The sequence below is a fragment of the Sulfurimonas sp. HSL1-2 genome, assembly GCF_039645565.1.
In the GTDB taxonomy this organism is placed as follows: Bacteria; Campylobacterota; Campylobacteria; order Campylobacterales; family Sulfurimonadaceae; genus Thiomicrolovo; species Thiomicrolovo zhangzhouensis.
Genome location: NZ_CP147914.1, coordinates 1,708,905 through 1,722,204, shown reverse-complemented (window position 1 = coordinate 1,722,204; position 13,300 = coordinate 1,708,905). Strand labels below are relative to the sequence as shown.

Sequence of the window (13,300 nt, the reverse complement as noted above, 5' to 3'; positions counted from 1 at the left end):
CACAGCCAAAACTCTCCGGAGGGTTTTGGCACTTCCCTCTTCTTAACCTCTCAAACCCTTTTTTACAGCTGACACACAGTGACGATGCGCGTTAAAGCCCAAACCCCCTAAAATACGTCTAACAAACTACAAGGATAGCTTCATGCCGTTTAACGGACTCGGACTTATCGGCGCGATTGAACGCGCATTGCGGGAGAACGGCTACGTCGAACCGACGCCCGTACAGCAGCGGGTGATCCCGCTGGTACTCGAAGGCAGGGACGTTATGGCACGGGCGCAGACGGGCAGCGGCAAAAGCGCCGGCTTCGTGCTGCCGCTGCTGCAGCTCTGGTCGCAGCGCAAAGGGGAGGGCAAGTCGAAGATTAAGGCCCTGGTGCTGACCCCGACGCGGGAGTTGACGCTGCAGGTGGCGCAGGCGTTCGAGACCTTTGGCGTTTTCCTGCCGAAGCCGCCCAAGGTCGTCAGCATTATCGGCGGCGAGCGTATCGGCGACCAGCTCTACGCCGTACAGCAGGGGTGCGATATCGTCGTGGCGACCTCCGGACGGCTCATCGATGTACTAAGCAAGAAGCAGATGAATCTCTCGCACCTGGAGTTCCTGGTCCTTGATGAGGCGGACAAGATGCTCGACCTCGGCTTTGCCGAAGAGCTGGATCTTATTCTTCCGCAGCTTCCTGAAAAACGGCAGAACCTTCTTTTTTCCGCGACCTACCCGCCGAAGATGCAGACCATCGCATCGCGCATTACGCAGGAGGCCGTGGAAGTTGCCTTTGCGTCGGAAGCACCGACGGTTCAGAGTATTGAGCAGCGGGTCATCGAGGTGGAGCGCGAGAAGCGCGGGCCGCTGCTGCGACACCTGCTGGAGCGCGAACCGTGGGAGCAGGTCCTGGTCTTCATGGCCAACAAGCGCGCGGCGGACAATATCGCCGCGAAGTTCCGCAAGTACGGCTTTTCGGCGGAGTCGTTCCACGGCGATCTCACGCAGGAGGAACGCAGCGCGACGCTGGAGGATTTCAAGCAAAAGCAGTTCCGCATCCTCTTCGCCACCGATCTCGTCGGGCGGGGACTGCATGTCGAGGATATAGACTGTGTCGTCAACTTCGACCTCCCGCGCTCCCCGGCGGATTACATCCACCGCATCGGACGGACAGGGCGCGCCGGAAAGTCGGGCACGGCCATTTCATTCATCGACTATGAGACGCAGGCGCATTTCAAGGTCATCGAAAAACGCGCGAAGATCCGGCTGCAGCGCGAGCGGGTCGAAGGCTTCGAACTGACCGGAGAAGCCCCGGTTAAAACAAAAGGCCCGGCACCGGTAAAGGGAAAGAAAAAAAGCAAGAAAGACCGTCTGCGCGAACAGGCCCGCAAAGAGGCCGAAGGGCGCTAGGCGGCGCTAATAAACTCCCAGAAGCAGTATGGCATTCTGAGTCTGAATGAAGTTTTCGAAGGCGATTTTTTCTAAAATCAAGGCGGAACAGTGCGAAGCGTACTATTGTACGTGAGTGCTGTGACAACGAAGAGTTTAGGAAAAAGCGTCGAAGAAAATGGCTCCGGATACTGGATTCGAACCAGTGACCAAGTGATTAACAGTCACCTACTCTACCGCTGAGCTAATCCGGAATCGTTAAGAAGTGGCGGACAGGGAGGGATTCGAACCCTCGGTACGCAGGACGTACGCACCCTTAGCAGGGGTGTGGTTTCAGCCTCTCACCCACCTGTCCAAGTCTCAAAAATGAGAGTGAGATTATAATCGGACAGACATAATAGTTCGCTTAAAAAGTATGGCAGTGACCCCTAAAGACGTTCAAGGATCTTTTCGATGACGGCGGCGGGGTCTTCGGCCTTGTAAATGGGGCGGCCGACGACGATGAAGTCGACCTTCTCCGCCTCGGCCGCTTCGATCGTCGCGACGCGCTGCTGGTCACCCGCATCTTCGCCGAAGGGGCGGATACCCGGGGTGAGGGTGATGAAGTCACTGCTCGTCATACTTTTGATGGAGGCGCTTTCAAAGACGCTGCAGACGACGCCGTCCAGGCCCGCTTCGTGCGCGTCCTGCGCGAACTTGTCCGCCGTTGCGGCGATGCCCGCATTGTAGACGTCGCCGAACTCCTCTTCGCTGAAGGAGGTGAGCGCCGTGACGGCCAGGACGAGCGGGCGTTTCTCATAGGTCGAGAGGCGCTCCATGACCGTCTTCATCGCGCGTTTGCCCGCACTGGCGTGGACGTTGAACATGTCGACGCCCAGGCCCATGATGGATTCGGCCGCGTCGGCCATGGTGTTGGGGATGTCGTAGAGCTTGAGGTCGAGGAAGATCTTCGCGTCAGGATTGATCGTTTTGAGCGCTTTGAGAAAGGGTTCGCCGTCGCGGATATACGCGCGCAGTCCGACTTTGAGCCAGACAGGGTAGGCCTTGATCTTCTCCACCAGTGCCAGGTTTTCTTCCATGCTCGGCAGGTCGAGCGCGACGCAGAGTTCCATACGTATTCCCCTCAATAAATAGATGACGGAAGTATAACGACTCCTGCGTTAGAGGGGGCCTAAAGCGTGCACGCCGCGGCGATCTTGTAGTGCGAAAGCTCCTTGCCCTTGGTGTTGATGACATGGACGGCGCAGGCGAGGCAGGGGTCGAAACTGTGCACGACCCGCAGCACTTCCAGCGGCGCGGAGGGGTCGGCGAGGGTGATACCTACCAGGGACTCCTCGTAGGGGCCGCGGATGCCGCCGCTGTCCTTGGGCGAGGCGTTCCAGGTCGTCGGTACGACCGCCTGGTAGTTGGCGATCTTGGCCTCGTCGATACGGATGAAGTGTCCCAGCACTCCGCGCGGTACCTCGAAGATGCCCCTTCCCGCCGCGGCTTTGGGCAGGGCGGCGAAGTCGTACTTCGTCCAGGTCTCCTCGTCGTAGTACTTGATGTTCTCGATGAGGTCGCTGCAGAAGTCAAAAAGGTAGTCACAGCAGACCTGGGCTTCCACGGCTCGGGCGGCGTTACGTCCGAGGGTCGTCGAAAAGTCCATCAGTTCCAGCCCTGTTTCCTTCATGAATGTTTCCATATAAGGCTGGATGACCGGGGACTCCTTGAGGGTGCCGATGATCATCCGGGAGAGCGGCCCCACCTCCATCGGTTTGCCCTTGTAGCGCGGCGCCTTGACCCAGCTGTATTTGCCCTCGGTCTTCAGGCTTCCGTCTGCGTTTAGGTCCGTGTAGAAGGGCTCGGTCTTGCCGTCGTAGGGTGCCACCGGTGCCTCGTCGGCGTACCAGGAGCGTGACGCTTCCTCGGTGATGTACTGTTCGTCGAAGGTCTCGATGTTGGCGAAATCGTGTCCCTGGATAACGCCCCCTTCGAAGAGCTGCTGCTCCTTGCCGAAACGGTAGCCTCCCACCGCCATAAAGTTTCCGCTGCCGCGCCCCGTGCCGGCTTTGATCTCCTCTTTGTACGCTTCGACGGCCATCTTGATATCGGGGAGGTAGGCGCGTTCGATGAAGTCGCGGGCATCCTTGATGATGAACATGAAGTCGTTGAGGCGCTGCGGGTTGAGCATGTCCGCGACGCTCGTGACCCCGCCCACGACGAGGTTCTGCGGGTGGGGTGTCTTGCCGGCAAAGATCGCTACCGCCCGGCTGAGGTTGCGCTGGACCCGCAGGGCCTCGAGGTAGTGGTTCATATGGATGAGGTTTTGCTCGGGGGTGAAACGGTAGGCGCTGTGCCCCCAGTAGCCGTTGGCGAAGAGGCCCAGGCGCCCCGCGTTGACAAAGGAGGTCAGTTTCTCCTTGACGGCGCTCATATGCCCCGTCGAGGTGCGGTAGGGGTAGTCATGGTAGGTCTGTGCCAGTTCTGCGGCCTTGTCCGGTTCGGCGGAGATGGCGCTGACGACATCGACATAATCGAGGGAGTGGAGGTGGTAGTAGTGGACGATGTGGTCCTGGACGAAGAGTGCCAGGGTGACGAGGTTGCGGATGCTCTCGGCGTTCGGCGGCAGGGCGATGCCGTAGGCGTCTTCGACGGCGCTGATCGAAGCGCGGTAGTGCACATTGGTACAGACCCCGCAGATGCGCTGGGCGATCAGCCCGGCATCCCGGGGGTCACGCCCCTTGAGGATCGTCTCGATGCCGCGGAAAAGCTGCCCGGAGGCCCACGCCTCTTTGACGGTGTTGTTTTCGTCGATTTCAACTTCGATGCGCAGGTGCCCCTCGATACGGGTAATGGGGTCAATAACGATCTTTTTAGTGGCCATGAATTTCTTCCTCTTCCCCTTCCGGCAGCGGCCGGTTGTTGGCGTATTTGTCAAAGGCGATCTTGCCCTGGCCGCAGGCGAAGCAGCCGTGGCCGACCTGGACCGGCCAGCTGGTACCTTCGTTGAATTTTACCAGCGAACAGTTCAGATCGGCATAGGGGCCTTTGCAGCCCATCTTGAAGAGGCACCATCCCTTCTTGGCCCCTTCGTCGCCCCACTCGAGGACGAATTCGTCCAGGTCGTAGTGGCCGCGGCGCTCGCAGTTGTCGTGGACGCGGAAACCGTAGGCCCATTCGGGGCGGTTTTTCTCGTCGAGCTTGGGGAGTTCGTCGAACATGATGTAGTGCAGGAGGGTTCCGACGATGTTGATGGGGTTGACCGGGCAGCCGGGCAGGTTGATGATGTCGTTCCGCCCCAATGCCTCCGCGACCCCGACGGCACCGGTAGGGTTGGGCGCGGCGGCGACGACGCCCCCGTCGAAGGCGCACGAACCGATGGAGAAGACCGCGGCCGCATGTTTCGCGGTGCGCTTCAGCAGTTCGAGCCCCGTTTCGCCCTTGGGACCGATGCGCAGGAACTTGCCCTCCAGGCCGAGGGGAATGGCCCCTTCGACCATCAGGATGTAGCGCCCCTTGTCGTTCTCGATCACCCCGTCGAGTGAGAGTTCCGACTGGTCCCCTGATCCCGCCATCAGCAGTTCATGGTAATCAAGGGAGATGTATTTGAGGATAAGGTCGTCCACCTTGGGGTGGGCGGACTTGATGAACCCCTCGGAGTTGCCGCTGCAGTCGGCGAGCTCGAGCCAGATGATGGGGATCTTGTTGAGCTGTTCGATACTTTGGCCCACGAGGGGTTCGTACTCGGGGTGCAGCCGCATATTGGCGGTGATCATGGAGACCCAGCGGTTGAACTCGCTGCTCATGTCGAAGGCTTTGAGCGCTTCGTCGAGGTTTTCGCTTTCGATGCGGTTGGCGGGGTGCAGCTTGTTGAACTTGTCGATGCGCCGCTGCACCTTGGCCATCTCTTCGGCTTTGGCCGCTGCCTCGCGTTCGGCCTTGAGGCGGGCGGCTTCTTCGGGATCGACCGGGGTGTCGGCGATGAGCTTGACGATGTCCTGCTTGCAGCGGCCGCAGACCCGGCCCGCCTCGCTGAGCGGTTTGAGGTCGGCGAAGCTCTCGATGCAGTTCTCCTTGATCAGCGCGACGAGGTCCTGTTCATAGCCGCTGGCGCAGCTGCAGATGAGGCGTCCCCGTTCGCTGATGAGCCGGTTGTCGTAGAAGAAGGCGGGATCGACCGGTTTGGCCTCCTCCATCATCGTTTTGAGGGCCATGACGTCGATGTTGGTGTTGATCCCGATAAAGCGCACGAGGCGGTCGTCGTTGACGATGTACTGGTCGATCCGCCCCTCCGCCTTGGAGGCGATGACGATGTCCTCGTTCGCATCGTCTTTCGGGGCATAGGCGGTCGAGGTGACGTCGGCGAGCAGGAAACTGCCGACCTTGAGGCCGTCGATGGTGACAAAATCTTTGAAACCTTCGTCTTCAACCCCGAGAATCGCGGCGACGGCGGCGTCGGCCTGGAGCGTACACTCCTTGACCCGGCCGGCGATATAGCCGTTGCGAAGCTGGGCCACCTCGCCGACGGCGTAGACGTCGGGGTCGGACGTGCGCATATGCTCGTCGACCAGAATCCCTTTGTCCGTTTCAAGTGCATCTTTGGCAAAATCGGCGGCGGGGGAGATGCCGACACCGAAGATGACAAAGGGGTTGTCGATGGTTCGCTCTTTCATAACGATCTTCGTAATCATATCCCCTTCGATCACCTTGTCCGTGATCTCCTCCTCGAAGAGGATATGGACCCGGGGGTCGGCGCCTTCGTAGATACGCTTCATCAGTGCGACGGCGGTGGGGGTCAGTGCCTTGTCGTAAAGGTGGTTCCCCCGAGAGACGAGGTAGATATGTTCCGGTCCCTCCAGGCTGCTCAGCGTATCGAGCAGCTCCAGCCCGATAGGGCCCACGCCCATCATAACGACGTTTTTGCCGACGATCCGCTGCGCGATGCACTCGGAGTCATCGGCGCTGCGGAACGTGGCGACGTTGGTGAGGCCTGTCGTGTCGAAAAGGCGGCGCGGCTCGGAACCGGTGGCGAGGATGAGCTTGTCGTAGGCATAGGAAGCGGAAGCGGTAAAGATGCGCTTGGAGGTGGGATCGAGGCCCGTGACCTCGGCGTTCAGCTCCACCTTGACGTCCGGGGGAAGGGGCAGGGCGATCTCGTCGATATCGGTGCTGCCGCTGACCAGCGCGCAGAGGTGGATGCGGTCATAGGGAGGGTGGGCCTCCTTGGTGACAATGAGTACCTCGTGCTCTGGCGACTGCTCTTTGATCGCATTGGCGATATAGGCGGCCGCGATGCCGCCGCCGACGATGACGATACGCATATCAGGCTCCTTCGTTTTTCTGGGCGGCCTTCGCCGCCTTCTTGGCCGCGGCGTAATCGTCGCGGCTCTGTGCACACTTCGCTTCCCAGTCGAACCAGCCGTCGTTGACGTTGTCCGCTTTGAGGGCGGGGCGTGCTTTCGTTTCGCTTTGCCACAGTGCCTCTTCCGGTTTGGGGCATGCCCGCACGCACTCGCCGCAGTAGATACAGAGCCAGGCGTTGTAGCGGTACTCTTTGCTTCCGTCCTCATGCTGGAAGAAGCGGATCGATTTGGGCGGGCACGCCTTCTCGCATTTGTCGCAGAAAATGCATGCCTCCTCATTATACTCTATCAATCCGCGGTAGGCCGGGGGCAGGGGCATCGGTTCGGCGGGATAGGGATGCGTGCGTATCGGTCTGAAGAGATTTAAGAAGGCGTTCATCATCGCTTTGAGCATGGCTTCCTCCTATTTCGCCGTACAGGACATGCAGGGGTCAAAGGAGGCGAGGATCGCCGGGGCGTCGGCGTACCGGCTCCCTTTGAACACCTCCATCATGGCCGGGATGCCCGAGAAGGTCGGGGTCTTGATCCGGACACGTTCAAGCATATTCTGTCCGCTGCCGCGTACGAGGTAGAAGAGCTCGCCCCGCGGTGCTTCGACGCGTACGATCGCCTCACCTTTCGGTTTGCCCTTGGCCTTCTCCATGATCTCCCCGGCGGGAAGGTTCTCGACGATGTTGCGGCAGATCGCGATGGAGTTCATGATCTCGCGCAGCCGCACCCGGTTGCGGGCATGGATGTCGCCGCCCGTTTCCAGCATCATCTCGTAGCCAAGCGCCTCGTAGGGGAAGTCGTCGGTCTCCACCCGCACGTCGGTGGCCAGTCCGGCGGCTCGGGCCAGGGGGCCCAGGGCGTTGTAGGTCTGCGCTTCCTCCAGCGAGAGCGCCCCGATGCCTCTGTACTTGAGCGAGAGGGACCAGTTGGATTCGAAGAGTTCGATGAGGTCGGCGATCTTGCCGGAGAGCTCGTCGAGGTTCTTGTGCAGCAGGGAGACCATCTCGGGGGTGAGGTCGCGGGTGACGCCGCCGATGGCGATAAAGTCGAACTGGATGCGGTTGCCGCTGATCGCCTCCTGGATATCCATCACGAGCTCCCGGTCGCCCATGATCTGCATAAAGAGCGCCTCGAAGCCGGCGTTTTCCGCCGTATGGGCCAGGCAGAGCATGTGCGAATGGATGCGGTCGAGTTCGACCATCAGCATCCGCAGGTACCTGATGCGGTCGTTCGGGGTAAAGTCCAGCAGCTTCTCCGCGGCGAGGGTGTAGGAGAGAGAGTGGGTGATGGCGCAGAGCCCGCAGACCCGCGCGACGACGAAGCCGACCTGTTTGAAGTCGAACTTGGTGGTGCAGGCCTGCTCGACGCCGCGGTGCACGAACCCCACGTCGGCATCGACGCCGACGATGGTCTCGTTCTCGCACTCGAACCGGAAACGGATGGGCTCGAGCAAAGAGATATGCTGCGACCCCAGCGGGATCTGGACGGTTTTTTTCATGCATCCCCCCTTAGCGGATGGGGCTGGGAGTCTTTGTCGAGGTAGAGGCCCGCCGCGGCGCCCTCGACATTGAGTCCGAACATATCGACGATCTCCCGTTCGCCCAGGAAGGCGGAGGGGATGACCGGCACGATGGAGGGGACGGGGGTGTCGTAGTCGCTCAGCGCGTAGTAGACGACGACGTCGTTCTTGGCGCCGTAGCGGGAGAAGATCCACTGCAGTTCGATCTTCCCTTCGCCCAGGTCTATCCCGTTGACGGTGAGAAAGTGCCACGCTTTGGGGTCGTAAAAAGCGCGGATGTCATCGAGGAGTGTGTTTAGTGTCGTTTCAATCTTCTGCATCATTGACCTTTCGCGCCATCTTGAGGCGGCTGAGTTTCCCGGCGACCGTTTCGACGGCACCGAAGAGTCTGAAGGGCGTTTCGATCGCCTTGCTTTTATGCTCCAGAATCTGCAGACTCTCAACAACGGCATCGATGATGAGCTGGGGCGAAGAGGCGCAGCCGGGGACATAGACGTCGACGGGGATGTAGCGGTCGATGCCGTCCTCGACGTTGTACATCCCGCGGAAGACCCCGCCCGCTGCGGTACACGAGCCGACGGCGATGACGACTTTGGGTTCGGGGATCTGGCAGTAGAGCTCCACGAGCCGTTCACGGGAGCGGTAGGTGACGGGGCCGGTCACGAGGAAAATGTCGGATTGCTTGGGGTTGCCGGTATTGATGACGCCGAAGCGCTCCAGATCAAAGCGGGGACCCAGCGCAGCGAGGATCTCGATATCGCAGCCGTTGCAGCTGCCCGCATTGTAGTGCAGGATCCAGGGGGATTTTTTCCGAAAAGCGCTGAAAAATTTCATAGGCTGATCCAAATAATGTTGGCCGTTGCCATTGCAAAGGCCGTGGCATAAATGATTTTAACCATCTGGTCGGTCCGGACGCGGGCGGTGGCATTGTCGACGAGATTGACGAGCAGGAAAACGGCCAGCACGAGCAGCACACCCCACAGCGGCGACGCCCCGGCAAAGAGGAAAACAAGGCCGTAGACGAAGAGGTACTCCAGGAAGCGGGCCATGTAGAGGAACTCGTAGAAGAGCCCGCTGTACTCGACTTCGACGCCCCCGACGATCTCCTGGTGCGCTTCGACGGTATCGAAGGGGGATTTTTTGAGTTTGATCGGCAGAATCATCAGCAGGGCGGCAAAGAGCAGCGGCATCTGTGCCAGGTAGCCGCCGTGTTCCAGGATGGCGCTGACGTCGAAGCTGCCCGAGACGAGGTAGAAGCCGACGGCGAGAAGCACCAGTATGGGTTCATAGGCGGCCAGGGCGGCGAGTTCGCGGTTGGCCCCCACCTGCGAATAGGGCGAGCGTACGCTGTAGCCCGCCAGGACGAGGACGATCAGGGCGAAGAGGTGCAAAAAGACGATATAGAGCAGGTTCCACCCGGCAAAAAGCGCCCCCACCGCAAGCCAGAGCAGCAGGAAGTGGGCCACGGCCAGCAGTGCGTGGGGGGCGTGGATGATGAGGGTCCGCTTGTCCATCAGCTTGAACATGTCGTAGAAGGGCTGCAGCAGGGGCGGTCCCTGACGGCGCTGCATCCGGGCGCGCAGTACCCGTTCTGCGCCGTAGACAAGACCGCCGAGCAGGGGGGCGAAGAGAATCATGACCCAACTCATCGGAGGGCTCCCGAAAGGGCGACGGCGGCAAAGAGCAGACCGAAGCCCCACTGCAGTCTCCGTGCCGCGGCGGGAGAAGGCTCCACGTAAAAGAGCGCGGCGTCAAACTCGCTCTTCTCCCCGCAGCGGTAGGGCATGACACGGTCGAAGCGCTGCAGGGAGCGCGTCAGCAGTGGCAGCAGGGCGACAATCAGTACGGGCAGCGCCAGCAGCCACAGGAGGCTGCTGTGCTGCTGCAGCATGTAGCCGCCCGCCGCTGCAAGACTGAGCAGGGTCAGCAGGGCCAGGGGTGTCATAAAGCCCGGGGGCATCATTTCGCGTTCGATGGGGAGGGTGTCCGGGGCGGTGGCAAGCAGCGCGGCGGCGATCTTGAAATAGAGCAGCACCAGCAGGGCGCTGCCGACGGCGATGCCCGTCAGCACCACGACGAGCCACGGCTGCGTATGCAGCAGCGACGCGACGGAGGCGATGGCGAAGAGTTTCCCCATAAAGAGCCCGAAGGGCGGCAGGGTGAGGGAGAAGAAGCCGAAGAAGAGGAACCCGACGCTGCGGGGGGCACGATGCAGCAGCCCTTTCATCTGCTCGACGTCCTTGAAGCCGAACTCCTTCTCGAGCACGCCCGCCGCGAGGAAGAGAAGTGCCTTGGAGAGGGCGTGAAAGAGCATCAGGACCATTGCGAGCTGCATGCTCTCGGGCGTGCCGACGGCGGCCAGGCTCATCATCAGCCCCAGCAGGGCGATGGTCGAGTAGCCGAGGATCTCCTTGAGCAGGCTGCGCGACAGCGCCAGGTAGGAGGCGGCGACGAAGACCAGGGCACCGAAGAGAGCCAGGAGGGTGCCGGGCAGGGTGCCGTCCAGCCCCGGGGCGAGCTTGAGGATCAGGAAGGGGGCGATCTTGACCATCGTCGCCGAGTGCAGGATGGCGCTGACCGGGGTGGGGGCGACCATGGCACCGAGCAGCCAGCTGTCAAAGGGGAGCGAAGCCCCCTTGACCGGGGCGGCCATGGCGAGCAGGGCCAGGGCGAGCATTAGTACCCCGCCGTCGCCCTGCAGCAGGCCGCTGAACGTGGCGGTGCCCGGGCCGTAGGCTGCGACCAGGGCGCCCAGAAGCAGGAAGACCCCGCCGACCTGGTTCATCCAGAGCGCACGCAGCGCGTTGCGGCGGCTGACACTGTCGCCGCGGAAGGCGATGAGGAGGTAAGAAGCCAGCGTCGTCATCTCAAAGAGGAAAAAGAAGAGCAAAATGGCGTCGGCGATGACGATGGCGTTCATGACGGAGAGGAAGAGCATCAGGTAGGCGACGAAAAGGCGCTGCTTCCCTTCACTGCTCTTCTCGCGGCGCATGTACTCGACGGCGTAGAGGACGATGGCCCCGCCGACGATGTTGATGATGAGGAACATGAAGCGCGCCAGGTCGTCGATGACCAGCGCCGGGGTGTCTGCCGCGGGGGTGACCGCCACGGCCCAGAGGTAGAGCGGCAGCTGCAGCAGTGCAAGCAGCAGGACCGGCACGGAGCGGTGCTTCACCCCCTGGAAGAGGAAGTAGAAGAGCAGGATGATATCGGCGGCTTCGATCAGGGTCCCGATTCCCGGCGCGATGTCAAGCGCTATCTCCCCCGGGTGCAGGAAAAGGGAGAGCGCGGTGGCCGAGAGGATGCCGAAAAGCAGTGCCGCTACCGCATAGCGCGCCCGGAGCGAGGGGAGTGCAAAGAGCAGAAGTGCCGCGGCAACCGGCGAAAAAAGTAGGAAAAAAAGCATGATATCTACCTAGCCCCGTTTCTATCTGTTTGCGGTATTTTACTCTCATTACATCACAAAACGACTACGGCAGGAATACGAAGGGTGTATAAAAAAGCGGCGGATTGTATAATGGGAGAAACAATCATGCCAAAAGGAGCCGAAAATGGACGATCACAAACTGCAGATCCTGGACAAGATGGCGCCGGAGATCGAAGAACGGATCCTGGATTACGCCTCCCACCCGGAGGGGGGACTGTTTGAACTGCTGGAGGATATCGTCTATATGAACGACCTCGAAGCGTTTGAAGCGATTTTCGAAAACGGCGGGAACGTCAACCTGCAGAACAAGTACGGCTGGACACCGTTGCACATCACCATCCGCCGCGACCGCCGCGAGATGGTGGAGTACCTGCTGACCCACGGTGCGGACATCAATAAACAAGACGGCGTCGGCTGGACCCCGCTGATGGAGAGCATCATGGATGATAAGCCCGAACTGTGCCGACGCCTCCTCGACGCCGGGGCGGATACCTCCATCGCCAATGAGCGCGGCGGCACGGCGGCGATGCTGGTGCAGAAGTTCGGCCGCACCTCAATGATGGGGATGTTCTAGGACGCTTTCGGTTGACGCAATGCGCCGCTGCAAGACGGCAAGGGTTTCGAGGTAGGCGGTTTTGAACGCGCCTTCGGAGAGTCCATCCGCCTGCGCTTCCAGTCGGCGGCACCCCTCGATCAGTTCGCTGCGGGGGCAGGGCACAGGCGCGTCCATCGCCGCGCGGCAGAGCTGCATGATTCCCCGGTACGCCCCGATCCTCCCTAGGCGTACGTCTCCCCGTTCGCTGCTGCCGTATTTGCTCCTGCCATAGAGAAAATAGGCGGTAAAAAAAAGGATCCGGATCTCTTCGGCGTCGATAGTGCGTTTCATAAGTGCAAGTCTATGCCACTTTGCATGCAAAACATCAAAACAGGGCAGAGCGCCATATGGGGAGGCTTGCAAACATATTCTTCCTTCCCCCTCTCCGGCTGCGCGGCATTTTGTGTTACACTTTTTACAGCGGCGCGGTGCGAAAAAAGTGCGCCCCGCGTATGCCGGGGAAGGGAGAGGCGATGAAAGCGATTCTGTTTTTGATGGCAGTGATGCAGGCCGTATGGGCCGCAGGAAGCATCGAGGTCAACGGGACCTCCTCGCTGCATGACTGGAGCATGGCGTCGGACACTGTCCGTGTCTACATGGTGCAGGAGAATGGCCGGGTTGAAACGCTGCAGGTCGCCCTGGCCATCGAGACGCTCAAAAGCGGGAACGAGGCGCTGGACAACGACGCCTACGAGGCCTTCGGCGTCGACCGGGCCTGTCCCGTTCTCTTCACGCTGCGCTCCCAAAACGCGGACGGCTCCCTGGAAGGGGTGATGCGCATAGGCCGCCATGAGACACCGGTCGTCGCTACGCCGGACCGTATGGAAGAGGGGGTGGTTTCGGGGACGTTCGAAACGAAAATGAGCCGTTTCGGCATCACCCCTCCCTCGCTGTTCGCCGGGATGATGGTCGTGGACGACACGGTCCGGATCCGCTACAGGGTTGCAGACGACGGCGTGCCGATACCGCCGCTGCTGCTGCGATGCCTCTTCCCGCCGCAGGAGGGCATGGCGCCGTGAAATAAAACGGCCCGCCGTCCGCATTTAGCCCTATCATG

The 13,300-nt window shown here is 60.9% G+C and carries 13 protein-coding genes and 2 tRNA genes; 3 read left to right on the top strand and 12 right to left on the bottom strand.

Annotation, left to right across the window (positions count from 1 at the left end; genetic code table 11):
- The first annotated feature begins 142 nt into the window (after window positions 1–142).
- The gene (locus WCX18_RS08930; protein ID WP_345987252.1) at window positions 143–1,387 is read left to right on the top strand and encodes a DEAD/DEAH box helicase; all 1,245 of its coding nucleotides are present in this window, start codon (window positions 143–145) and stop codon (window positions 1,385–1,387) included.
- A 158-nt stretch (window positions 1,388–1,545) separates the two neighbouring features.
- On the opposite strand, the gene WCX18_RS08925 is transcribed toward WCX18_RS08930, so the two are convergent.
- The 11 genes from WCX18_RS08925 to WCX18_RS08875 all read right to left on the bottom strand — a co-directional run bounded on the left by WCX18_RS08925 (window position 1,546) and on the right by WCX18_RS08875 (window position 11,627).
- Window positions 1,546–1,620 (bottom strand) — tRNA-Asn (locus WCX18_RS08925).
- A 12-nt stretch (window positions 1,621–1,632) separates the two neighbouring features.
- Window positions 1,633–1,721: transfer RNA gene (locus tag WCX18_RS08920), tRNA-Ser, on the bottom strand.
- Between the two features lie 73 nt (window positions 1,722–1,794).
- Window positions 1,795–2,478 (bottom strand): orotidine-5'-phosphate decarboxylase, encoded by a 684-nt coding sequence (gene pyrF, locus WCX18_RS08915; RefSeq protein WP_345987251.1) that lies wholly within the window; start codon window positions 2,476–2,478, stop codon window positions 1,795–1,797.
- 59 nt (window positions 2,479–2,537) lie between these two features.
- The gene (locus WCX18_RS08910; RefSeq protein WP_345987250.1) at window positions 2,538–4,232 is read right to left on the bottom strand and encodes a nickel-dependent hydrogenase large subunit; all 1,695 of its coding nucleotides are present in this window, start codon (window positions 4,230–4,232) and stop codon (window positions 2,538–2,540) included.
- Entirely contained in the window at window positions 4,222–6,669 is a 2,448-nt protein-coding gene (locus WCX18_RS08905; protein WP_345987249.1) for a hydrogenase small subunit, read from the bottom strand. The genes WCX18_RS08910 and WCX18_RS08905 overlap by 11 nt, the downstream gene beginning before the upstream one ends.
- 1 nt (window position 6,670) lies before the next feature.
- A complete protein-coding gene (locus tag WCX18_RS08900) occupies window positions 6,671–7,105 on the bottom strand; it encodes a 4Fe-4S dicluster domain-containing protein (RefSeq protein WP_345987248.1) in 435 nt (144 codons plus the stop codon).
- 9 nt (window positions 7,106–7,114) lie between these two features.
- Entirely contained in the window at window positions 7,115–8,200 is a 1,086-nt protein-coding gene (locus WCX18_RS08895; protein ID WP_345987247.1) for a nickel-dependent hydrogenase large subunit, read from the bottom strand.
- Window positions 8,197–8,541 carry an NADH-quinone oxidoreductase subunit C gene (locus WCX18_RS08890; RefSeq protein ID WP_345987246.1) on the bottom strand — a complete coding sequence of 115 codons (345 nt, stop codon included), beginning with the start codon at window positions 8,539–8,541 and terminating at the stop codon, window positions 8,197–8,199. The genes WCX18_RS08895 and WCX18_RS08890 overlap by 4 nt, the downstream gene beginning before the upstream one ends.
- Window positions 8,528–9,055, bottom strand: a complete 528-nt coding sequence (nuoB, locus tag WCX18_RS08885; RefSeq protein ID WP_345987245.1) for an NADH-quinone oxidoreductase subunit NuoB — start codon at window positions 9,053–9,055, stop codon at window positions 8,528–8,530. The genes WCX18_RS08890 and nuoB overlap by 14 nt, the downstream gene beginning before the upstream one ends.
- Window positions 9,052–9,870, bottom strand: coding sequence for a complex I subunit 1 family protein (locus tag WCX18_RS08880; protein WP_345987244.1), 819 nt, complete (start codon window positions 9,868–9,870; stop codon window positions 9,052–9,054). The genes nuoB and WCX18_RS08880 overlap by 4 nt, the downstream gene beginning before the upstream one ends.
- Window positions 9,867–11,627 (bottom strand): proton-conducting transporter membrane subunit, encoded by a 1,761-nt coding sequence (locus tag WCX18_RS08875; RefSeq protein WP_345987243.1) that lies wholly within the window; start codon window positions 11,625–11,627, stop codon window positions 9,867–9,869. Before WCX18_RS08875 ends, WCX18_RS08880 begins: the two co-directional genes overlap by 4 nt.
- 145 nt (window positions 11,628–11,772) lie before the next feature.
- Between WCX18_RS08875 and WCX18_RS08870 the strand changes: the two genes are divergently transcribed.
- The gene (locus WCX18_RS08870; protein ID WP_345987242.1) at window positions 11,773–12,222 is read left to right on the top strand and encodes an ankyrin repeat domain-containing protein; all 450 of its coding nucleotides are present in this window, start codon (window positions 11,773–11,775) and stop codon (window positions 12,220–12,222) included.
- On the opposite strand, the gene WCX18_RS08865 is transcribed toward WCX18_RS08870, so the two are convergent.
- Window positions 12,202–12,534 carry a hypothetical protein gene (locus WCX18_RS08865; protein WP_345987241.1) on the bottom strand — a complete coding sequence of 111 codons (333 nt, stop codon included), beginning with the start codon at window positions 12,532–12,534 and terminating at the stop codon, window positions 12,202–12,204. The two genes, WCX18_RS08870 and WCX18_RS08865, sit on opposite strands and share 21 nt — an antisense overlap.
- A 182-nt stretch (window positions 12,535–12,716) precedes the next feature.
- Here WCX18_RS08865 and WCX18_RS08860 point away from each other — a divergent pair, with 182 nt between their 5' ends.
- Entirely contained in the window at window positions 12,717–13,262 is a 546-nt protein-coding gene (locus tag WCX18_RS08860; protein WP_345987240.1) for a hypothetical protein, read from the top strand.
- Window positions 13,263–13,300 lie beyond the last annotated feature (38 nt).